This is a genomic window from Blastococcus sp. SYSU D00813 (genome assembly GCF_054050735.1).
In genome coordinates this window covers 11,846-30,610 of the sequence record NZ_JBJGZX010000027.1, presented here as the reverse complement: position 1 = coordinate 30,610, position 18,765 = coordinate 11,846, and the positions used below count along the sequence as shown (strand labels likewise).

The window sequence follows — 18,765 nt, the reverse complement described above, 5'->3', positions numbered from 1 at the left end:
CGGACCGGGAGAGGGGGACGCCGGCCGCCGGCCGCGCCATCAGCCGCTCCGCAGCGACACGATGGCCCGGGTGGCCTGCTCGAGCAGCGCGTCGAGGGCCGGGGGCAGCAGCGGGAAGGTCAACCCCAGCAGCGCCAGGGTGAGCATGATCTTCACCGGGAACCCGATGGCGAAGATGTTCAGCGCTGGCGCGGCGCGCGACAGCAGGGCGAGGGCGACGTCGGCCAGCAGCAGGACGGCGACCATGGGGCCGGCGATCTGCAGCGCGGCGAGGAACATCATCGAGAACGCGGTGACGAGCACCTGGCCGATGTGGTCGACCGGCACGGCCCCGCCGACGGGCAGCCCCTCGTAGGAGGTCGCGAAGCCGCGGACGATCATCAGGTGCCCGCCGCTGGTGAACAGCAGGGTGGTCGCCAGCAGGTAGTACAGCCGGCTGATCGTCCCGGTGGTGCTCATCGACAGCGGGTCGTAGGCGGGCTGCAGCGAGAAGCCGCCGCTGACGTCGATGAGGTCGCCGGCGAACTGGACGGCGGCGAAGAACACCTGCACGACGAAGCCCAGGCCCGCGCCGATCACCACCTCGGTGACGGCGCCGACGATGACGAAACCGGCGGTGGGCTCGGGCAGGCCGGCGGCGATCTGGCTGAACAGGGCCACCGACAGCGCCAGCGCCAGCGCCCCCTTCACCGGGGCCGGGATGCTGCGCGTGTTGAACGGCGGGGCCACCAGCACGAAGCCGGCCGCCCGGGCGGTGGCCATCAGCAGTGCCACGAGCGTGACCGCCGGGACCTCGAGGTCCATGCCGGTCAGGTCCGCCCGAGCAGCCGCGGGAGCGTGTCGAAGAGGGAGTGGGTGAAGCTGACCATCTCCGACAGCACCCAGTTGCCCGTGACCAGCAGCGCGATGGCGACGGCGATCATCTTCGGGACGAAGGAGAGCGTCGCCTCCTGGATCTGCGTGGCGGCCTGGAACAGCGAGATGAGGAAGCCGACCAGCAGCGCCGTGAGGAGGATGGGCGCGGCGACCTTCGCGCCGACCATCATCGTCTTGATCGCGATCTCGGTGACGTCGGCGTCGGTCACGACGACCCCTCGCCGGCGCTCGTCGTCGACGGGACCGCCGCCGGCGTCGCGCTGCCCATGGGCGAGCTCACGAGCTCGTTCGTCATGTGTAGCTCCCGACCAGTGAGGTCGTGATCAACGCCCAGCCGTCGACGATCACGAAGAGAAGCAGCTTGAACGGCAGCGACACGATCGACGGCGGCACCATCATCATGCCCATCGCCATGAGCGCGGAGCTGACGAGCATGTCCAGCACCAGGAACGGGATGAAGATGACCAGCCCGATGATGAACGCGCTCTTGAGCTCGGACAGGACGAACGCCGGGATGAGCGTGGTCATGCTCACCGACTCCCGGTCCTCGGGCTGCTCCTCGCCGGAGAGCCCGACCATGAGCTCGAGCTCGTCGTCGCGGGTGTTCTCGAGGAGGAACTCCTTGAGCGGGACGACGCCCACGTCGTAGGCCTGGCCGACCGACATCTGGCCGTCCAGGTAGGGCTGCACGGCCTGCTCGTTGATGTCGGAGAACACCGGCCCCATCACGAACAGGGTGAGGAACAGGGCGATGCCGGTGAGCACGGAGTTCGGCGGCGACTGCTGCAGGCCCAGCGCGTTGCGGGTCAGCGACAGCACCACGGCGATCTTGGTGAACGACGTCGCGAGCAGCAGCACCGACGGCGCCACGGAGAGCACCGTGATCGCCAGGATCAGCGTCACCGAGGTGCTGGGGCTGCCGCCGCCGACGGAGATGTCGACCCCGCCGTCGACCGCCGGCGCGACCGGTGCGGTCGGCGCCGCCGGGGGCGTGGGTGTCGTCGGCGCGGCCGACGCGGGGCCGGCCAGCAGCACGGCCGCCACGGCGCCGCCGATCAGCGCCAGCAGCAGGACGACGGTCCGGCGCACGGCCGGGGACGTCGCCCGCGCGGGCAGGGGGGTCGGGGTCATCAGCGACGGACCGTCCGCTCGCGCATCTGCTGGACGAACCCGTTCCAGCTGCCGCGGTCGAGCACGGAGCCGGCCAGGACGCCGCCGGGGCGGGCGCCCACGAGGGAGCGGCGCGCACCGTCCCCGGAACCGCCGGTCAGTGCCGCGGCCTGGTGGTCGGCCAGGACGGCCTCGACCGTCTCGCCGTCCACCTCGGCCAGGAGGGTCACCGTCTGGTCGGTCGCCCCGACCACGAGCACCCGGTCGGCGATGCGGATGACGTTGACCGTGCTCGCCCGGCCGACGCGCTGGTTGGCCACCACCTCGACCAGGCCGTTCGAGGCGCCCATCCCGCGCTTGCGGGCGAGGCGCGCGGCGAACCACAGGACCCCGCCGACGAAGGCCAGCGACAGGATCAGCCGGATGAGCATCCAGGTCATGGGGCCATGCCCCCGAGCTCGGAGGCGGCGTCGCTGACGATCTCGCTGATCCGCAGGCCGAAGTCCTCGTCGACGACCACGACCTCGCCCCGGGCGATGAGCGTGCCGTTGACCAGCAGGTCGGCCGGTGCGCTGGCCGCGCGGTCCAGCTCGACGACCTCGCCGGGGTGCAGCGACAGCAGCTCGCCGACGGTCATCCGGGTGCGGCCGATCTCGACGGTGACCTCCATGGCCACGTGCCGTAGCAGCTCGAGGCTGCCCCGCTGGGTCCGCTGCGGCTGGGGGAGGGTCACCTGCAGCGCCAGGGTCGCGGTGTGCTCCCCGACCTCGTCGCCGCCCAGCAGCGGCACCGCGACGAACATGCCCTTGTCGCGGAGGCCGTCGAGGGCGGTGACCGGGTCCTCGGTGCGCTCGGAGTCCACCCGCACCCGGCCCAGGGCGGAGGCGGCCGCCTCCAGCGCCGGCCGCAGCGCCGTCGCCACGTCCATCGGGCCCACCGGGGAGTTGTCCAGCGCCTCGACCACCTCGGCCGACAGCACCAGGACGACGTCGCCGGTGACCTCGCCGGACAGCCGGGCGCTGACCGCGGCGGCGGCCGTCGCCGGCAGGACCACCGCGTCGGGGTCGGTGACGGCGTCGCCGGCGACCAGGTCGACCGGCGAGGGCACCAGCGAGGCCGCGGCGGAGGCCGCGGCGACCACGACGGCGGCGATGGTCTCGGAGGCCTGGACGGAGTCGAGCGTGGCGGTCATGCGGTGTCCTTTGTGGTGTCCCGGGCGGCGTACGGGGTGGGCACGATGGCGGCGGCGAGCCGGCGGCGGTGGTTGCTGGCGATCGCGTAGGCGAACGTCACGTCGTTGGTCGTGACCTCGAGCGGGCTGTCCCGCGGGTGGCGGAGCAGCAGCACGTCACCGACCGCGAGGGAGAGCAGGTCGCTGGAGGAGACCTCCAGCGGCGCGAACCGCACGCTGACGTCGACCGGGACCAGCTCCAGCCGGGCGGCCAGCAGCTCGGCAGCGCGCTGCCGCTTGCGCTGGGCGGCCTCGGACAGGTGCGGGGAGGTGGCGTTGTTCAGCGGCGTGGCGAACGACGAGAACGGCAGGACGAGCGTCGCCTGGCCGTCCCGGTCGCCGACGGCGAGCTCGAAGCTCGCCACCATCACGGTGTCCGAGCCGGCCGCGGCCTGCGCCAGCGCGGGGTTGTACTCCAGCCCGTCGCGCACCGGCTGGATCTCGGCGATGTGCGCGAAGGCGCCCGCGAACTCCTCCAGCAGCCGGGTCAGCAGCTGGCCGGTGATGGTCGTCTCCATCGCCGTCATCGGCCGGTCCGGCTGCTCGGCGGCCCCCGAGCCGCCCAGCATGTGGTCCACGGTGGCCATCGCGATGTCCAGCGGGTAGGCCAGCAGCCCCTTGCCGGCCAGCGGCTCGAGCGTGAACGTGGTGAGGAAGTACGGGTTGGGCAGCGTCGCGACGTAGTCGTCGTAGGACTGCTGCTCGATGCTCTGCAGCTCCATCCGGGCGCCGGTGCGCAGCAGCGTCGTCAGGACGGTCGTCGCCTGGCGGGCGAAGGCCTCCTGCGCGATCTGCAGCACGCGGACGTGCTCGCGGGAGAGCTTGGTGGGGCGTCGGAAGTCGTACGTGCGGGGCGCGCCGCGGCGGCGGCTCCCCGTGGCCGGCATCCCGGCGCCCCCGGGCGCGGGTCCGTTCTCGGGGCGGGTCACGCCTCCCTCATCGGCGGACCCCGGACGCAGGCTGACCGGCGGCGCGGGGCGCCGCCGGTCAGCCGGGGAGGACGTGACGGGTGGGGACCGCGTGGTTCCTGGTGCGGCCGTCCCGGGGTGCGGCTACTGGGTCACGTACTCCGTGAAGTAGATGTCCATGACCATCTGCGTACCGGCCTCGTGGTCGGTGTAGGCCTCGATGATCTGGTGCCGCAGCGACTCCTTGAGCGCGTCGCGGGCGGTGGCGACGTCGGTCGGCTGCGCCTGGGAGAACGTCGAGATGATCAGGTCGAGGGCCCGGGAGCCGTCGACCGCCGCGCCGCCGTGGCCACCGGAGGCGGCGTCCTCGGTCAGCTGGAGGGCGATCCCGACCTTCAGGTACCCGCCGCCGGCCAGGTTGACGGCGATCGACTCCAGCGGCAGCACCTCCCCGGCCACCGGCTCGGAGGTGTCGTCGCCGGAGAAAAGGAAGAAGTAGGCGCCCGCGCCGATGGCCAGCAGGGCCACCGCCACAATGATCAGCAGCTTCTTCTTGCCGCCGCCCTTCGCCTCGTCCTCCGTCGCCTCGGCGTCGTCGGTCTTCTTCCTGCTCACGGGTGGCCTCCCTCGGTGGCGTCGGTCGTGTCGGTGGTGGTGTCGGTCGCAGTGGTGCCGGCCTGAGCGGTGCCGCCGGCGCCCGCGCTGAGGCCGGGCAGCAGCTCGTTGGCCTCGGCGGAGGCGGTGGAGAGGACGACGATGTCGACCCGGCGGTTGAGCGTGATCGCGCCGGGGTCGCTCTCGGGCACCATCGGCCGCGTGGAGGAGTAGCCGGTGGCCGACATGTGCGTCTCGGGGACGCCGGTGCCGGCGAGGTAGCGGACGACGGTCGAGGCCCGGGCACCCGAGAGCTCCCAGTTCGACGGCCAGGGACCGCCGGGCGTGACCGCCAGGTGGTTGGCGTGCCCCTCGACGTCGAGCTGGTTGGGCAGCCCGGCCAGCGCGGGGGCGATGGCGTCCAGGATCGCCCGGCCCTGCGGGAGCAGGGTGGCGCTCTCGGCGTCGAACAGGACCGGGTCGGACACGATGTGCACGACCAGCCCCCGCTCGTTGATCTCGTACCGCGCCGCGCCGGCGTATCCGGCGGCGGCGAGGGCGCCGTCGATCTGCGCCTGCACGCCCTGCAGGGAGTCGTACTGGGCCTGCGCCTCGGCGCTCAGCTGCCGCGCCTCCTGGGCGGCGGCCTCGGCGGCGGCGGCGTCGACCGACTCCTCCGCGGCCGGGGCCGGCGGGATCTGGATGTCGACGGCGGCGTCGAGGGCCGGCAGCACCGAGGAGTCGGAGCTGGTGCCCGGGCCGGTGATGGCCTGGATCGGCGCACCGAAGGCCTCGGACAGGCCCGACGCGAGGGCGGCGAACTTCTCCTTGTCGACCTGGCTCATCGCGAAGAGGACGACGAAGAGGACGAGGAGCAGCGTCATCATGTCCGCGTAGGACACCAGCCACCGCTCGTGGTTCTCGTGCTCCTCGTGCTCGGCGTGCTTCTTCCGTCGCCGGCCGCCGTGGCCGCCGCTCATGCGGCTTCCTTGGCGGCCTCACTGGGCGGGATCAGGGACGTGAGCTTCAGGCGGACGGCGCGCGGGCTCGTGCCGGCCTGGATCTCGGAGATGCCCTCGACGAGCAGCTCCATCTGCGCGGCCTGCAGCTCGCTGACCCGCAGGATCTTGGCGCCCATGGGGAGGAACCAGAAGTTCGCGGCCATGACGCCCCACAGGGTGGCGACGAACGCCGCGGCGATCATCGGCCCGAGCGCCTCGGGGTTGCTCAGGTTCCCCATGACGTTCATCAGGCCGACGATGCAGCCGACGATGCCGATGGTCGGCGCGTAGCCGCCCATCGTCGTCATGAACTTGGCGGCGACCTTGTCCTCGGCCTTCTTGGCCGCGATCTCGCTCTCGAGGACGTCGCGCAGCTGCTCGGGGTCGGTGCCGTCGATGCCCATCTGCAGCCCGCGCTTGAGGAACGGGTCCTCGATCTGCTTGACCTGGGCCTCGAGCGCGAGCAGGCCCTCCTTGCGGGCCTTCTCCGCGAGGCTGACCAGGGTCTGGATCTGGTCGCTGGCCGGCGGCACCTTGGCCGGGAGCACGGCCATCTTGAACCAGCCCGGCATCTTCTTGAGGTCGTCCATGGTCTGGCCGGTCATCGCGGCGCCGAAGGTCGCGACGATCACCAGGACGATGGCCGGGAGGAAGATCAGGCTCATCGGGTCGGCCCCCTCCATGATCATGAAGACCAGCAGGGCGACCAGCGAGAGGACGATGCCGATCAGGGATGCGGGATCCACGGGTCAGCGCTCCTCGCGGGCCGGGAAGGGGACGACCGAGCCGCGCGAGGGGCTGTCGTCGGTGGACTCGGTGAGCGGCGAGCGGTAGGAGCCGCGGTCCATCTCGTAGGCGGTCGCGAGGATGCTCGCCCGGTACTCCCGGATCCCGGTCAGCACGTCGTCGACGCTCTCGCGCACGACGAACTTGGTGCCGTCGACCAGGAACACCACGGTGTCGGGGTGGCCCTCGACCCGCTCGATCAGGTCGGGGTTGAGGGCGAACTGCTCCCCGTTCAGGCGCGTCACTCGGATCACGGGTCTGACCTCTTGCTCGTTCGATGGGGGAAGCAGCCGCTGCGGCATCGGCGCGGCTGTTACTGGTATCGGCCCAGGTGGGAAGGCTCTTGAGCCGAACACCCCGGCGCACCGTCGGTGGTGGTCGCGCCGGCCGTCGGCCCAGGTGGGGAGGCTCTCGAGCCGGGCCCCCCGGCGCACCGTCGGTGGTGGTCGCGCCGGCCGTCGGCCCAGGTGGGGAGGCTCTCGAGCCGGGCCCCCCGGCGCACCGTCGGTGGTGGTCGCGCCGGCCGTCGGCCCAGGTGGGGAGGCTCTCGAGCCGGGCCCCCCGGCGTGGCCGCCCCGAGCGGGGCCGGCCCGGGGGTCCGACGGCACGCACGCCGCGGCCCGGCCCCCCGACGGGGAGCCGGGCCGCGGTGCGACGGCTTATCGCTTCATGTTGACGAGGTCCTGCAGCACCTCGTCGGAGCTGGTGATGACCCGGCTGTTGGCCTGGAACCCGCGCTGGGCCACGATCAGCCCGGTGAACTCCTCGGCCAGGTCGACGTTGGACATCTCCAGCGCGCCGGCCAGCAGGGAGCCCCGGCCGCCGGTGCCCGGCGTGCCGATCAGCGCCAGACCGGAGTTGTTGCCGGGCCGGTAGGTGCTGCTGCCGGCCTTCTCCAGGCCGCCGGGGTTGGCGAAGGTGGCCAGCGCGATGCGGCCCAGGGTCACGATCTCGCCGTTGGAGAAGACCCCGCTGACCGTGCCGTCGTTGCCGAGGCTGAAGGTCTCGAGCACACCGGCGCCGTAGCCGTTCTGGTTGGTCGCCGAGGCCGTGGTCGGGCTGCCGTACTGGGTGACGCCGGTGATGTCGATCGTCACCGGGCCGGTCCAGCCCGCGGGCAGCGCGGTCAGGTCGAACGTGCCCGCCGCCGGTGCGGTGAGGTTGCCGCTGCCGTCGAAGGTCAGCGCCACGGGCGCGGCCAGCAGGCTCACCGGCGGCGCGGTGGTGGCCGGGGGCACCGGGGTGCCGGGCCGGGTGACGTCGGCCGACCAGCCGCCCGCCGTCCGCGTGAAGACGTAGGAGACGGGGATCTCCTGACCCAGGTCGTCGTACATGGTCACCTGGGTCTCGACCTGCGTGCCCACGGCGGCGGCGGCGGAGAGGTTGCCCGCCACGGTGCCACCGATCTCGCCCGCGCCACCGGTCATCTTCGGGGCGACGCCGCGGCCGAACGGGATCGTGAGGTTGGCGATCGCACCGTTCTGGTCGATGTTGCCGTCGGCGTCGGCCGTCCAGCCCTGCAGGATGGCGCCGCTGTCGGTGATGATGTTGCCGGCCAGGTCGAAGCCGAACGAGCCCGAGCGGGTGAACAGCTGCTCGGTGCCCGACCGCACCACGAAGAAGCCGTCGCCCTCGATCATGAAGTCGGTGGCGCGGCCGGTGGTCTGCGTGGCGCCCTGCGCCCAGTTCGTGCTGATGCCGGCGACCTTGACGCCCAGGCCGACCTGCGCGGGGTTGCTGCCGCCGTTGCCGTCGACGGGCGCGCCGCCGGCGCGCAGCGTCTGGGACAGGGCCGCCTCGAACACGGCGGACTGGCTCTTGTAGCCGACCGTGTTGACGTTGGCGATGTTGTTGCCGGTGACGTCGAGCTTGGTCTGGTGGGCCTTCAGGCCGGAGATGGCCGAGAACATGGAGCGGAGCACGGGGGGTCCCTTCGGGGGATGGGGTGGGGGACTTCGGAGGGGAGGGCTTACGACGACGCGGGGAGCGAGACCTCGGTCAGGCGGGTGAAGGGCACCTCGCGGCCCCCCACGACGGCGACCGGCTCGTCGGCCCCGAAGCGGACGGAGCTCACCGTCCCGGTGCGGGTGACGCCGTTCTCGTCGGTCCAGGCGACGGCGTGGCCGACGAGCGCCCCGGCCGACAGCGACTTCTGCAGGGTGAGCAGCGACGCGTTCTGCTCCGACAGCTCCTCCAGCTTCTCGACCTGGCTGAACGTCGCCGTCTGCGACATGAACTCGGTCGTGGAGGCCGGGTTGTTGGGGTCCTGGTAGCGCATCTGGGCGACCAGGAGCTGCAGGAACATGTCCTTGCCCATCTGGTCGGGCCGCTCCACCGAGGTGGTGGGGACGACGGGCGGCACCGTGGTCGCGCCGCTCACGGGGGTGGTCATCGCAGGTCCTCTCTCAGACCCGGACGTCGAGTCCGGACGACATGGGGTGGGCGGGACGGGCCAGGCGGCCGGTGTCGGCGTCGGTCTCGCGGGTCCACGGGCGGCCGTTGCCCTCCCCGTCGCCGCGGGCGGCGGCCCGCTCGCGGGCCTCCCGCTGCTGCTGGTGCTGCGCGGCGGTCCAGGGGTCGCCGCCGTCGCGGCTCACGTCCAGCTTCGAGCAGGTCAGCCCGGAGGCCTCGAGGTCGCGGCGCAGGTCGGGCAGCGCGTCCAGCAGGGCCGCGCGGCCGGCCTCGGAGGCGTGCCGCAGGGTCAGGTCGACGGTTCCGTTGTGGACGGTCACCCGGACCTCGACGGTGCCCAGCGACTCCGGCGTCAGCACCATCGTCATCGTGTGCGTGCCGTCGGGGCGGCTGGCCAGCTGGGCCACGACCGGGGCGACCTGCGGGGCGACGGGCGGTGGCGGCGGCGCCGGGGTCTGGGCGGCAGCGCCCGCCGGCGCCGGCGCGGACGTCACCGGAGCCGCCGGGGCGGCGGCCGGCGTCACCGGGGGCGCGGGGGTCTCCCCGCCGGCACCCTGCCCGGTGGCGGCGTGCTCCTGCCCGGCGGCGGCGGCGGCCGGGACGGGGAGCCCGGCGACGGCCGGCGCGGCCGGTGCGGCGGCCTGGTCGGCCGGCTGTGCGGTCGGCGTCGCGGTGTCCGCCGGGGGAGCGGGCACGACGACGACGCCGGCCGGGAGACCCGACGCGGCGCCGGCGACCGACGGGAGGACCGTGGCAGGGACCGCGGCGGCAGGAGCCGGGACCGGAGCGTCCGCCGGGGCAGGAGCCGCGGGGACGGACGTCGCGGCCGGGGCCGCCGGCGGCGTCGCGGCGGCCGGGGCGGTCGGCAGGCCCGTGGCGGTCGGGGCCGCGGGGAGGCCGGCCGGCACACCCGCCGGGACGGCGGCCGGCGTCGTGCCGGGCACCGGCGCGGGCACGCCCTGTGCCGCGGTGGCGGGCGCCGGCGCGACCGGGCCGGTCGCCGGGACGGCGGTGGCGCCCGCCGGCGGAGCCGGGGTGGGTGCGCCGGCCGGGACGACGACGGCGAGGGCGAAGGCGAAGGCAGCCGGGTCGAGCACCTGCGGGCCGGCCGGCCCCGCCTCCGCCTCCTCCTCGGGGGCGGCGTCCGCATCGGCCACGGGGGCTGCCGGGGCGTCGTCCTCCGGAGCCGTCGCGTCGGGGCCGGCCTCGGGGCGGCCGCGGTCGCTGCCGAGCGCGTCGTCCAGCGCGGAGGCGAAGCGCGGCGAGTGGCGCAGCGCCGCGGCCTGCGGGGGCAGGCTCGGCGCGGCCGGCAGCAGCGAGGGGAGGGCGGGTGCTGTCATGAGTAGGTCTCCGCGGCCCTGAGGACCTTCGACACGTAGGACTGGGTCTCCCCGTACGGGGGGATGCCGCCGTAGCGGGACACGGTGCCCGGGCCGGCGTTGTAGGCGGCCAGGGCCAGGCTGGTCGAGCCGAACTGGTCGGTCAGCTGCCGCAGGTAGCGGGCGGCGCCGTCGATCGCCGACGCCGGGTCGCTCGGGTCGACCCCGAGACCGCGGGCGGTCGCGGGCATGAACTGCATGAGGCCCGTCGCGCCGGCCGCGGAGACCGCCGAGGGGTCGAAGCCCGACTCGGTCCTGGCCACCGCGGCGAGCAGCGCGGGGTCGACGCCGTGCCGGGCGCCGGCCGCGGTGAACAGGTCGGAGTAGGGGACGCCGCCCAGGCCGCCGCCGGAGGTCGCCGTGGCGACCGGCGCCGCGGCGGGGGTGTCGGGCAGCACGCGGCGGATGAGCGCCGGGTTGCCGACGTCCTGGACCCTGACGACGTCGCCGGCCTGCGGCGCGGCGATCATCTTGCCGTCACCGATGTAGATGCCGACGTGGTCGATGCCGGACCGCGACGAGGAGTGGTCGAAGAAGACCAGGTCACCGGGGCGGGCCTCGGCCAGGCTCGCCACGGGCGTGCCGGCGGTGGCCTGCTGGGCGGAGGTGCGCGGCAGGTCGATGCCCAGGTCCTCGTACACCCGCTGCACGAGCCCCGAGCAGTCCAGGCCCGACGCCGGGTCGGTACCGCCCCAGGCGTACGGGACGCCGAGGTAGCGCCGCGCCGCCTCCACCACGGAGGCGCCGGCGGTGCCGGTGCCGCTCCCGGCCGCGGCGCTCGCCGAGGTGCCGGTCAGGCCGGCGGCGGCGGCCGCGCTCGACCAGGCGGCGGAGGTCGGGGACACCTGGTTGGCCGACAGCATGAGGATCCGGTTCTGGATCGCGGCGATGCGGCCCTGGACCGCGGTCAGCCCCTCCACGTCTCCTCCTCCCTGTGCTCCGGTCGTCCCGGCTCGGTCCGGGCGGACCACCGGCCGGTGACCAGGTCGTCGACGGCCCGGGTCTCGGCGGCGTCCTCGGCGTGCCGCAGGGCCAGCTCGTGCCGGTCGCGCAGCTTCTCCAGCGCCTTGGTCTCCTGCGCGGCGGCGGTCCACCGGGCGCGCAGGAGCTCCGCGTGCTCGGCCGACGCCTGTGCCGTCGACCGTGCAGCTGCTACATCGGCAGCCGCGGCCCGCGATGCGACCATCGCGGCGAGGAAGCCGTCCCGGGTGTGCGTGCCGGTGACGGCGCGGGCGGGCAGCGCGCCGGCCAGTTCCTCCGCGCGGCGCTCCGCCGCGCGCGCCGCCGACTCGGCGTCGGCGTAGGCGCGCGAGGCGGCCTTCTCCGCCGCGTCCCGCACGCGCAGCACCGGCGCCAGGCGGAAGGCCTGCCGCTTGCCCATCAGCGCACCCGCCGCATCAGGACGTCACGATGCGGCGCAGCCGGTCCCAGGCCTCGGCGGTGCTCGTCGTGTCGTCCATCGACTGGCGGAGGAAGGCGTCGAGCGCGGGGGACAGCGCGCGGGCCCGGTCGACCAGCGGGTCGCTGCCGGCCTGGTAGGCGCCGATCTCGACGAGCTCCTTGACGTCGCGCAGCGCCCCGAGCAGCCGCCGGGCCTCGCGGGCGTCGGCCATCCGGGCCGCGGGCACCACCGCGCCGGCCACGCGGGAGATGGACTCGAGCACGTCGATGGCCGGGAAGTGGCCGGTGGTCGCCAGCTTGCGGGTCAGCACGACGTGGCCGTCGAGGATGGAGCGGGCGGTGTCGGCGATCGGCTCGTTGTGGTCGTCGCCCTCCACCAGCACGGTGTAGAGGCCGGTGATCGACCCGGTCGCGCCGGTGCCGGCCTTCTCCAGCAGCTTGGGCATCATCGCGAAGACGCTCGGCGGGTAGCCGCGGGTGGCCGGCGGCTCCCCGGCGGACAGGCCGACCTCCCGCTGGGCCATCGCGGTGCGGGTGATGGAGTCCATGAGCAGCAGCACGTCGCGGCCCTGGTCCCGGAAGCCCTCGGCGATGCGGGTGGCGACGAAGGCGGCCTTGAGCCGCACCAGCGGCGGCTCGTCGGAGGTGGCGACGACGACGACGGTGCGCGCCAGCCCCTCGGCGCCGAGGTTCTCCTCGAGGAACTCCTTGACCTCGCGGCCGCGCTCGCCGATCAGCGCGATCACCCGGACGTCGGCCTCGGTGCCGCGGGTGATCTGCGCCAGCAGCGTCGACTTGCCCACGCCGGAGCCGGCGAAGATGCCCAGCCGCTGGCCCTTGCCGATGGGCACGAGGGTGTCGAGGGCGCGCACCCCGACCGGCAGGGGCTGCTCGACCCGGCGCCGCGCGAGCGCGTGCGGGGTCTCGCTGGCCAGGTCGACCCAGTGCACGCCGCCGCCCAGCGAGGGACCGCCGTCGATGGGCCGCCCCAGGCCGTCGAGCACGCGGCCGAGCAGGGCCGGGCCCACCGGCACCTGCAGCGGCATGCCGGTGCTGCGCACCGGCGCGCCGGACTGCACGCCCGACAGCTCACCGAGCGGCATGCAGGTCAGCCGGTCGCGGGCGACCGCCACCACCTCGGCCAGCAGGCCGCGCGGGCCGGGGTTCACCTCGACGAGGTCGCCGACGGCCGCCGGCACGCCCTCGACGCTGAGGGTGAGCCCCATGGCGCCGACGACGGAACCGGTGAGCTCCGGCCGGGCCGCGAGCCGGGCGCGAGAAAGGACCCCGTCGCCCCCCACCGCTCGCCAGCTCGCGGCGGGCCCCTGCGACGGGGCCATCAGGGTGCTCATGAGCGCAGCACCGCCCGGACCCGGGCCAGGGCGCTGCCCAGCTGGGCGTCGACCCGCTGCACGCCGCACTCGCCGATCGCACCGGCGCGCTCGACGGACAGGTCCCCGACCACGGTCACCGACGCGGGGAGGGCGGCCAGCGCCTCGGCGGGCACCTCGGCCAGGTCGTCGGGGTGCAGCCGCACCACGCTCGGGGCGTCGGCGGGCAGCAGCGTCATCGCCCGGCGCAGGGCGTCCACCCCGGCGGAGTCGACCGTCGCGAGCTCCCGCCCGAGCAGGTCCTCGACCAGGACCAGCACCGCGTCGAGCACCTGGTCGCGCAGCTCCTCGGCGGCGGGCACGGCGGCCTGCTCCAACTGGGTGGCAGCGGCGCCGAGAGCGGCGGTCGCCGACACCAGCCGGCGCTCCCACCGGGCCTGGGAGTCGGCGAGCCGGGCCTGGGCGGCCTGCTCGGCCTCGGCCATGGCGCCGGCCGCGGCGGCGACGCCCTCGGCGTGACCGGCGGCGAACCCCTCCCGGCGGGCGTGCTCGCGCAGCCGGGCCAGCTCCTCGGCGTAGACGTCGCCGAGGCGCAGCACGCCGCGGCCGTTGGGCACCGGCAGGTCGGCGGCGCGGCGCACCGTCGTCCGCCGCTCCACGACCTCCGGCGACGGCACCGGCTCCGGCACCGGCTCCGGCCGGGGCGCGGGGACCTGCTGCTGCACCGGCGGCGCCAGCGGCACACCGGCGGCCTGCCGGTAGGGCGTGGCCGCGCGGGCCGACGCCCCCCTCAGCAGGACCGACGTCCGGCCGTCGTCAGGCGACGAAGTCATCGTCGCCACCGCGGTTGATCGTCAGCACACCCTGCTCCTCGAGCGTGCGGATGACGCCGACGACCTTGCCCTGGGCCTCCTCGACCGTCCGGGTCCGGACCGGGCCGAGCAGCTCGATCTCCTCGGCGAGGTTCTCGGCGGCGCGCTCGGAGAGGTTCCGGACGACCTTGTCGCGGACGTCGGGCCGCACGCCCTTGAGGGCGGTGGCCAGGTCGTTGGCCTCGACCTCGCGCAGCACCAGCTGCAGCGAGCGGTCGTCGATGGTGACGATGTCCTCGAACACGAACATCTGCGCGCGGACCTGCTCGGCCAGCTCCGGGTCGGTGTTGTCCAGCCACTCCAGGATGGAGCGCTCGGTGGGCCGCGGCGAGCGGTTGATGATCTCGACCAGGGTCTCGACGCCGCCCACCGTGGACATGTCCTGGTGCGCCAGCAGCGAGCCCATCCGCCGGCCCAGCTCCTCCTCGACCAGCCGCACCATCTCGGGGGTGGTGCGGTCCATCGTGGCGATCCGGTGGGCGACCTCGGCCTGCTGCTCGGGCGTGAACGCCGACAGGACCTCGGCCGACTGCGCGGGCGTCAGGTGGGCGAGCACCAGGGCGATGACCTGGGGGTGCTCGTCCTTGAGGAAGGTGACCAGCTGGCGGACGTCGACGTTGCGCAGCGAGGCGAACGGCACCTCGGTGTAGACGACGTTGAGCCGGGCGAGGATGCCCTCGGCCTTGTCCTCGCCGAGGCCCGCGGCCAGGATCTCGCGGGCGAAGTCGACGCCGCCGCGGCCCACGTAGCGCTGCGCCGACATCATCTCGTGGAACTCGGTGAGGACGCCGTCGACGTCGTCGGGCTCCACGGTGTTGAGCTTCATCAGCTCGCGCGTCAGCGCCTCGACCTCGCGCGGCCGCAGCTTGGCGAGCAGGACGCCGGCCTCGTCCTTGGTCATCTGGGCGAGGAAGACGGCGGCCTTGCGCAGCCCGGGCATCTCCGGGCGCTTGGGGGCGGGGGGCAGCGCGGGCAGGTTGGTCGGCGCGGCGCCGACGAGCTGCTCGACACTCGCGATGCTCACGGTCGGACCCTCTCGGTCGGGGTGGTCGTCACTTGGTGCCGCTCTCGCTCAGCCAGCCGCGCAGCATCTGGGCGACCTCGTCGGGCCGCTCGCTGACCATCGTGGAGATCTCGCCGCGGACCCGGGCCCGCTCGGCGGCCTCGAGTTCCAGGGCCCGGTTGTCGACGGTCCGCTCGAGCAGCACCGTCTCGTCGCGGGTGCTGGCCACCCGCAGCCGCTCCAGCTCGGCCATGACGTCGTCGTCGAACTCGAGCGGCTCGTCCTCGTCCTCGCCGCGCCGGCGGCTGCGCAGCCACACGACCAGGACGAGCAGGGCGATGCCCAGGCCGATGGCGCCGGTCTTGATCAGCGACCACATCTGGGCCTGCTGCTCGGCCTCGCGGGCCGCCGCCATCTCCGCGGCCGCCTGCTCGGCGGCGTCGTCGTTGAAGGCGAGGGAGGCGACGGAGATGTCGTCACCGCGCTCGGGGTCCAGGCCGATCGCGTTGCCGATCAGGTCCTGCACCTGCGCCTGGTTGAGGTTGCCGGCCACGGTGTCGTCGAGGACGACGGCCACCGTCAGCCGGTTGACCTGCCCCGGTGCGGTCACGGTGTTGGTGACGGTCTGGTCGACGGCGTTGTTCGCCGTCGACGACTCCGTGGTGTAGGTGGAGTCCCCGCCGGTGGTGCCGGCGTCCGCGGTGTTCTCCGGGCCGAGGACGCCGCCGACCGCGGCGCCGCTGCCGGTGTACTCCTCGCTGGCGGTCTGCTCCGACAGCGGCCGGGCGCCGTTGTCCTGGTAGGTGGTCGAGGTGCTCTCGCTCTGGTTCATGTCCAGGTCGGCGCGCACCGAGACCTCGGAGCGGCCGGGGCCGAGCACGCGGTCGAGGATCGACTGTGCGTTGGCCGCCAGGCGGTTCTCGTAGTCGGTCTCCATCTGCGAGCGCGCGTCGCCGGCGGCGGAGGTGACGCCCTGCCCGGCGGCCGACAGCAGCTGCCCGGAGGTGTCGCTGACGGTGACCTGCTCCGGGGTCATCCCCTCGATGCTGGAGGACACCAGGTTGGTCACCGACTGGATCTGCTCGCCCGACAGCTGGGTGCCCGGCGCGAGGTCCAGCAGCACCGACGCGGTCGGGTCGGCCTCGTCGGTCGCGAAGACCTCGTCCTCGGGCAGCGCCACGTGCACGACGGCCTGCCGCACGCCCTCGAGCGACTCGAGGGTGTTGGCCAGCTCGCCCTCGATGGCCCGCTGGTACTGCTTCTGCTGCTGGAACTCGCTGGTGGTGATGCCCTGCTCGTCCAGCAGCGCGTACCCGGTGTCCGAGCCGGCCGGCAGGCCCTTGCCGCTCATCGCCAGGCGCAGGTCGTAGACCTGCTCGTTGGGGACCAGGATCGTGCCGCCGCCGTCGGCGAGCTCGTAGGAGACGCCGCTGGCGTTGAGCTCGTCGACGATCGCCGAGGCGTCGCTGGAGGCCAGGTTGCTGAACAGCGGCGCCATGGTCGGCGTCGTGATCCAGTTGTAGAAGAAGAACCCGCCGAGCCCGAGCCCGACGACGAGCAGGCCGATGACGACCTTCTGCCCGAGACTGATCGTCTCGAGCGCGGAGCGCAGCCGCCCCAGGGGGCCGGCGAGTGCAGCGGGCATCAGATGGGCATCCTCATGATCTCAGTGAAGGCCTCGACGGCCTTGTTCTTGAGCGTCACGAACATCTCGGTGGTGAGCGCCGCCTCCTGGGCGGCGATCATGTAGTCGTGCACGTCCTTGAGGTCGCCGGTGGCGGCCTGGACGGCGAGGGCGTCGGCGGAGGACTGCGCGCCCTGCACGTCCTCGATGGCCCCGGTGAGCACGTCGGCGAAGCCGTTCTCGGTGGCCGGGACCGCCGGGGGCTCGGAGACGGCCTGGGTCTGGCCGATCGAGGAGATCGTGGGGAAGGACGGGATCGAGATGCCGCCGATGGGCGAGGTCATGGTCAGTTCTTCCCGAGGTTGAGGGCGGCCCGGTAGGCGTCGGTGGCCCGCTCGATCGACGAGAGGTTGGCCTGGTAGCCGCGCTGCGCCATGATCAACTGGGTCATCTGGTCGGCGAGGTCGATGTCCGGGTAGCGGACGTAGCCGTCCGCGTCGGCCAGCGGGTGGTCCGGCTCGTGGACCAGCCGGCCCTCGCCGCTGCCGAACTCCGCCCCGGCGACCCGGACGCCGCCCTCGCCGCTGCCGTAGTCCACGGCCTGGGCGACGACGAAGCGCTCCTTGAACGCCTCGCCGTCGGTGGAGCTGACGTTGTTGATGTTCGCGATGTTGTCCGAGACGGCGTCCAGCCACTTGCGGTGCGCGTAGAGACCGGTGCCGGAGATGTTCAGGGCGTCGAACACGTCACTGCGTCCTCAGGGCCGAGCGCAGCAGGCCGTACTTGCCGTCGAGCGCGTTGAGGGCCAGCTGGTAGCGCAGCCCGGTCTCGGTGGCGGTCACGGTCTGGGCGTCGAGGTTCACGTTGTTGCCGTTGGTGTTGGTCGGCTCCAGCGACCGGGAGACCGAACCGCCGGTCACGCTCGGCGTCTTGCCGTGCGCCAGCTCGCTGCGCAGCGTCGACTCGAAGTCGGTGACGCCGGCGAGGTAGCCCGGGGTGTTGATGTTCGCGATGTTGTCGTTGGTGACGCGCTGCCGCTGGGCGAGCCCGGACAGGGCCGCGTGCAGCGTCGTCATCGTGACGTCGCCGATCATCGGGCGGCCCGCGCAGGGGCGGTGCGCCGACGAGCGGAGCGCAGGCGGGCAGGACGGCAGGACACGACGGGCCTCCGGGTACGACGAAGAGACACTCGCGAGCGAGTGGGAGCCGCCGATCCGTGGCGAAGATGGTGCTGTCCGTGCAGGGCAGTCATCGGCAGCCGGCGCCCGCCGCTTGACCTCCGTCCGCCACGCAGGTGACGGGCGGGACGCGGGGTCCGGACGAGGTCGGCGGGGGACCGGTGGCCGGTGTGACCGCTGGTGCGCCACGTCCGCCACCCCTGCCCGTCGCGCCCGCCCCGCAACGCCGACGACCGGGCCCGCCGTGTGGCGGACCCGGTCGTGGGGGGTGCTGTGAGGACCCCCTCCAGAGGACGGGGCCGGACTACATGGCGCGGTCGACGAAGGCGGCGACGGGGCGCGTGCGCGCGTAGGCCATGCGGGCGGCGAGGTCGCGCTGCTGGCGCGACTGCAGGATCCGCTCGGCGAGCTCCTCGGCGACGGCGAGCTGGTGCTGCAGCAGCCGGGCGGCGCGTTCGCGCAGGTCCATCGGCAGCGGGCCGAGGTGCTGCGGCGGCGTCCAGTCGGCGGTGCGCCGGCCCCAGGCGGCGATGTCCTCGGTCCGCCCGGCGTCGAGCGACTCCTGGGCGGCGAGGACCTCGCCCTCCATCTCCTCGAGGACGGTCGCCCACTCGGCCGGCAAGTCGTCGCCGGCCCGCCGCGCGGTCACGCGGGGCTCGCGGCCAGGCTGGCGGCTGCCTGCCGCCAGGCGTCGCGGAGCGGCTCGACGACCCGCCGGCAGTCGCCGACGCGCCGCAGGTCGCCCTTGGTGTTGGCCTGCATCAACTCGTTGAGCAGCCACGTGTAGAGCGAGGCCAGCCGGGGGCCGCCCTCCCAGACGTCGACCTGCAGGCTGGCCCGCAGCTCGAAGACGATGTCCTGGGCGTGCTTGAGCTGCTCGTTCGCGGCGGCCCGGTCCCCCTCGGTCAGGGCGGTCGTGGCCCGCTCGAGGTCGAGGGCCAGCCGGTCGTAGAGCATGACCAGCAGCTGCTGCGGGGACGCGGTGGCGACCGAGTCGCCCAGGTAGCGGGCGCGCAGGGCGGCGGTAGTCATGGGACCTCCAGGTTCGGGGGAGCGTTC

24 protein-coding genes are annotated in these 18,765 nt (G+C 74.0%); all 24 read right to left on the bottom strand.

The window, feature by feature from the left end:
• Positions 1-39: 39 nt before the first annotated feature.
• Positions 40-804: a flagellar biosynthetic protein FliR gene (fliR, locus tag ACI8AX_RS17110; RefSeq protein ID WP_456551041.1), complete on the bottom strand. Its 765-nt coding sequence runs from the start codon at positions 802-804 to the stop codon at positions 40-42.
• Positions 805-809: 5 nt separating this feature from the next.
• Positions 810-1,085 (bottom strand): flagellar biosynthesis protein FliQ, encoded by a 276-nt coding sequence (fliQ, locus tag ACI8AX_RS17105; RefSeq protein WP_456551040.1) that lies wholly within the window; start codon positions 1,083-1,085, stop codon positions 810-812.
• 82 nt (positions 1,086-1,167) lie between these two features.
• Positions 1,168-2,007 (bottom strand): flagellar type III secretion system pore protein FliP, encoded by an 840-nt coding sequence (fliP, locus tag ACI8AX_RS17100; protein WP_456551039.1) that lies wholly within the window; start codon positions 2,005-2,007, stop codon positions 1,168-1,170.
• Entirely contained in the window at positions 2,007-2,426 is a 420-nt protein-coding gene (locus tag ACI8AX_RS17095; RefSeq protein ID WP_456551038.1) for a FliO/MopB family protein, read from the bottom strand. Before ACI8AX_RS17095 ends, fliP begins: the two co-directional genes overlap by 1 nt.
• A complete protein-coding gene (gene fliN / locus ACI8AX_RS17090) occupies positions 2,423-3,178 on the bottom strand; it encodes a flagellar motor switch protein FliN (RefSeq protein ID WP_456551037.1) in 756 nt (251 codons plus the stop codon). The genes ACI8AX_RS17095 and fliN overlap by 4 nt, the downstream gene beginning before the upstream one ends.
• Complete coding sequence (locus ACI8AX_RS17085) at positions 3,175-4,146, bottom strand: flagellar motor switch protein FliM (RefSeq protein ID WP_456551036.1); 972 nt, start codon at positions 4,144-4,146, stop codon at positions 3,175-3,177. The genes fliN and ACI8AX_RS17085 overlap by 4 nt, the downstream gene beginning before the upstream one ends.
• A gap of 123 nt (positions 4,147-4,269) precedes the next feature.
• The gene (locus ACI8AX_RS17080; protein WP_456551035.1) at positions 4,270-4,740 is read right to left on the bottom strand and encodes a flagellar basal body-associated FliL family protein; all 471 of its coding nucleotides are present in this window, start codon (positions 4,738-4,740) and stop codon (positions 4,270-4,272) included.
• Positions 4,737-5,699 carry a flagellar motor protein MotB gene (locus ACI8AX_RS17075; RefSeq protein ID WP_456551034.1) on the bottom strand — a complete coding sequence of 321 codons (963 nt, stop codon included), beginning with the start codon at positions 5,697-5,699 and terminating at the stop codon, positions 4,737-4,739. Before ACI8AX_RS17075 ends, ACI8AX_RS17080 begins: the two co-directional genes overlap by 4 nt.
• Positions 5,696-6,466 carry a flagellar motor protein gene (locus tag ACI8AX_RS17070; protein ID WP_456551033.1) on the bottom strand — a complete coding sequence of 257 codons (771 nt, stop codon included), beginning with the start codon at positions 6,464-6,466 and terminating at the stop codon, positions 5,696-5,698. The genes ACI8AX_RS17075 and ACI8AX_RS17070 overlap by 4 nt, the downstream gene beginning before the upstream one ends.
• Positions 6,467-6,469: 3 nt before the next feature.
• Entirely contained in the window at positions 6,470-6,760 is a 291-nt protein-coding gene (locus tag ACI8AX_RS17065; RefSeq protein WP_456551032.1) for a flagellar FlbD family protein, read from the bottom strand.
• 405 nt (positions 6,761-7,165) lie between these two features.
• On the bottom strand, positions 7,166-8,428 hold the full coding sequence (locus tag ACI8AX_RS17060) for a flagellar hook protein FlgE (protein ID WP_456551031.1): 1,263 nt from the start codon (positions 8,426-8,428) through the stop codon (positions 7,166-7,168).
• Positions 8,429-8,475: 47 nt separating this feature from the next.
• A complete protein-coding gene (locus ACI8AX_RS17055; protein ID WP_456551030.1) occupies positions 8,476-8,898 on the bottom strand; it encodes a flagellar hook assembly protein FlgD in 423 nt (140 codons plus the stop codon).
• 13 nt (positions 8,899-8,911) lie between these two features.
• Positions 8,912-10,258 (bottom strand): flagellar hook-length control protein FliK, encoded by a 1,347-nt coding sequence (locus tag ACI8AX_RS17050; protein ID WP_456551029.1) that lies wholly within the window; start codon positions 10,256-10,258, stop codon positions 8,912-8,914.
• Positions 10,255-11,217 (bottom strand): transglycosylase SLT domain-containing protein, encoded by a 963-nt coding sequence (locus tag ACI8AX_RS17045; protein WP_456551028.1) that lies wholly within the window; start codon positions 11,215-11,217, stop codon positions 10,255-10,257. Before ACI8AX_RS17045 ends, ACI8AX_RS17050 begins: the two co-directional genes overlap by 4 nt.
• Entirely contained in the window at positions 11,205-11,678 is a 474-nt protein-coding gene (locus ACI8AX_RS17040) for a flagellar export protein FliJ (protein WP_456551027.1), read from the bottom strand. Before ACI8AX_RS17040 ends, ACI8AX_RS17045 begins: the two co-directional genes overlap by 13 nt.
• 16 nt (positions 11,679-11,694) lie before the next feature.
• Positions 11,695-13,050 carry a FliI/YscN family ATPase gene (locus tag ACI8AX_RS17035; protein WP_456551026.1) on the bottom strand — a complete coding sequence of 452 codons (1,356 nt, stop codon included), beginning with the start codon at positions 13,048-13,050 and terminating at the stop codon, positions 11,695-11,697.
• The gene (locus ACI8AX_RS17030; protein ID WP_456551025.1) at positions 13,047-13,862 is read right to left on the bottom strand and encodes a FliH/SctL family protein; all 816 of its coding nucleotides are present in this window, start codon (positions 13,860-13,862) and stop codon (positions 13,047-13,049) included. Before ACI8AX_RS17030 ends, ACI8AX_RS17035 begins: the two co-directional genes overlap by 4 nt.
• Positions 13,846-14,925, bottom strand: coding sequence for a flagellar motor switch protein FliG (gene fliG / locus ACI8AX_RS17025; protein ID WP_456551024.1), 1,080 nt, complete (start codon positions 14,923-14,925; stop codon positions 13,846-13,848). Before fliG ends, ACI8AX_RS17030 begins: the two co-directional genes overlap by 17 nt.
• Positions 14,926-14,953: 28 nt before the next feature.
• The gene (gene fliF, locus ACI8AX_RS17020) at positions 14,954-16,549 is read right to left on the bottom strand and encodes a flagellar basal-body MS-ring/collar protein FliF (protein ID WP_456551023.1); all 1,596 of its coding nucleotides are present in this window, start codon (positions 16,547-16,549) and stop codon (positions 14,954-14,956) included.
• On the bottom strand, positions 16,549-16,872 hold the full coding sequence (gene fliE, locus ACI8AX_RS17015) for a flagellar hook-basal body complex protein FliE (protein ID WP_456551022.1): 324 nt from the start codon (positions 16,870-16,872) through the stop codon (positions 16,549-16,551). The genes fliF and fliE overlap by 1 nt, the downstream gene beginning before the upstream one ends.
• 2 nt (positions 16,873-16,874) lie before the next feature.
• Positions 16,875-17,273, bottom strand: coding sequence for a flagellar basal body rod protein FlgC (locus ACI8AX_RS17010; protein WP_456551021.1), 399 nt, complete (start codon positions 17,271-17,273; stop codon positions 16,875-16,877).
• Position 17,274: 1 nt separating this feature from the next.
• The gene (locus ACI8AX_RS17005; RefSeq protein WP_456551020.1) at positions 17,275-17,622 is read right to left on the bottom strand and encodes a flagellar basal body rod protein FlgB; all 348 of its coding nucleotides are present in this window, start codon (positions 17,620-17,622) and stop codon (positions 17,275-17,277) included.
• A 388-nt stretch (positions 17,623-18,010) separates the two neighbouring features.
• Positions 18,011-18,355 (bottom strand): hypothetical protein, encoded by a 345-nt coding sequence (locus ACI8AX_RS17000; RefSeq protein ID WP_456551019.1) that lies wholly within the window; start codon positions 18,353-18,355, stop codon positions 18,011-18,013.
• On the bottom strand, positions 18,352-18,738 hold the full coding sequence (gene fliS / locus ACI8AX_RS16995; RefSeq protein WP_456551018.1) for a flagellar export chaperone FliS: 387 nt from the start codon (positions 18,736-18,738) through the stop codon (positions 18,352-18,354). The genes ACI8AX_RS17000 and fliS overlap by 4 nt, the downstream gene beginning before the upstream one ends.
• Positions 18,739-18,765: the final 27 nt, after the last annotated feature.

What these genes read in the sequence shown, in the direction of transcription:
- fliP (WP_456551039.1), bottom strand. Translation starts at nt 2,007, where the DNA reads ATGACCCCGACCCCCCTGCCCGCGCGGGCGACGTCCCCGGCCGTGCGC.
- ACI8AX_RS17005 (WP_456551020.1), bottom strand. Translation starts at nt 17,622, where the DNA reads ATGATCGGCGACGTCACGATGACGACGCTGCACGCGGCCCTGTCCGGG.
- ACI8AX_RS17030 (WP_456551025.1), bottom strand. Translation starts at nt 13,862, where the DNA reads ATGACTTCGTCGCCTGACGACGGCCGGACGTCGGTCCTGCTGAGGGGG.
- ACI8AX_RS17095 (WP_456551038.1), bottom strand. Translation starts at nt 2,426, where the DNA reads ATGACCTGGATGCTCATCCGGCTGATCCTGTCGCTGGCCTTCGTCGGC.
- ACI8AX_RS17075 (WP_456551034.1), bottom strand. Translation starts at nt 5,699, where the DNA reads ATGAGCGGCGGCCACGGCGGCCGGCGACGGAAGAAGCACGCCGAGCAC.
- fliN (WP_456551037.1), bottom strand. Translation starts at nt 3,178, where the DNA reads ATGACCGCCACGCTCGACTCCGTCCAGGCCTCCGAGACCATCGCCGCC.
- ACI8AX_RS17040 (WP_456551027.1), bottom strand. Translation starts at nt 11,678, where the DNA reads ATGGGCAAGCGGCAGGCCTTCCGCCTGGCGCCGGTGCTGCGCGTGCGG.
- ACI8AX_RS17050 (WP_456551029.1), bottom strand. Translation starts at nt 10,258, where the DNA reads ATGACAGCACCCGCCCTCCCCTCGCTGCTGCCGGCCGCGCCGAGCCTG.
- fliE (WP_456551022.1), bottom strand. Translation starts at nt 16,872, where the DNA reads ATGACCTCGCCCATCGGCGGCATCTCGATCCCGTCCTTCCCCACGATC.
- fliR (WP_456551041.1), bottom strand. Translation starts at nt 804, where the DNA reads ATGGACCTCGAGGTCCCGGCGGTCACGCTCGTGGCACTGCTGATGGCC.
- fliS (WP_456551018.1), bottom strand. Translation starts at nt 18,738, where the DNA reads ATGACTACCGCCGCCCTGCGCGCCCGCTACCTGGGCGACTCGGTCGCC.
- fliF (WP_456551023.1), bottom strand. Translation starts at nt 16,549, where the DNA reads ATGCCCGCTGCACTCGCCGGCCCCCTGGGGCGGCTGCGCTCCGCGCTC.
- ACI8AX_RS17035 (WP_456551026.1), bottom strand. Translation starts at nt 13,050, where the DNA reads ATGAGCACCCTGATGGCCCCGTCGCAGGGGCCCGCCGCGAGCTGGCGA.
- ACI8AX_RS17055 (WP_456551030.1), bottom strand. Translation starts at nt 8,898, where the DNA reads ATGACCACCCCCGTGAGCGGCGCGACCACGGTGCCGCCCGTCGTCCCC.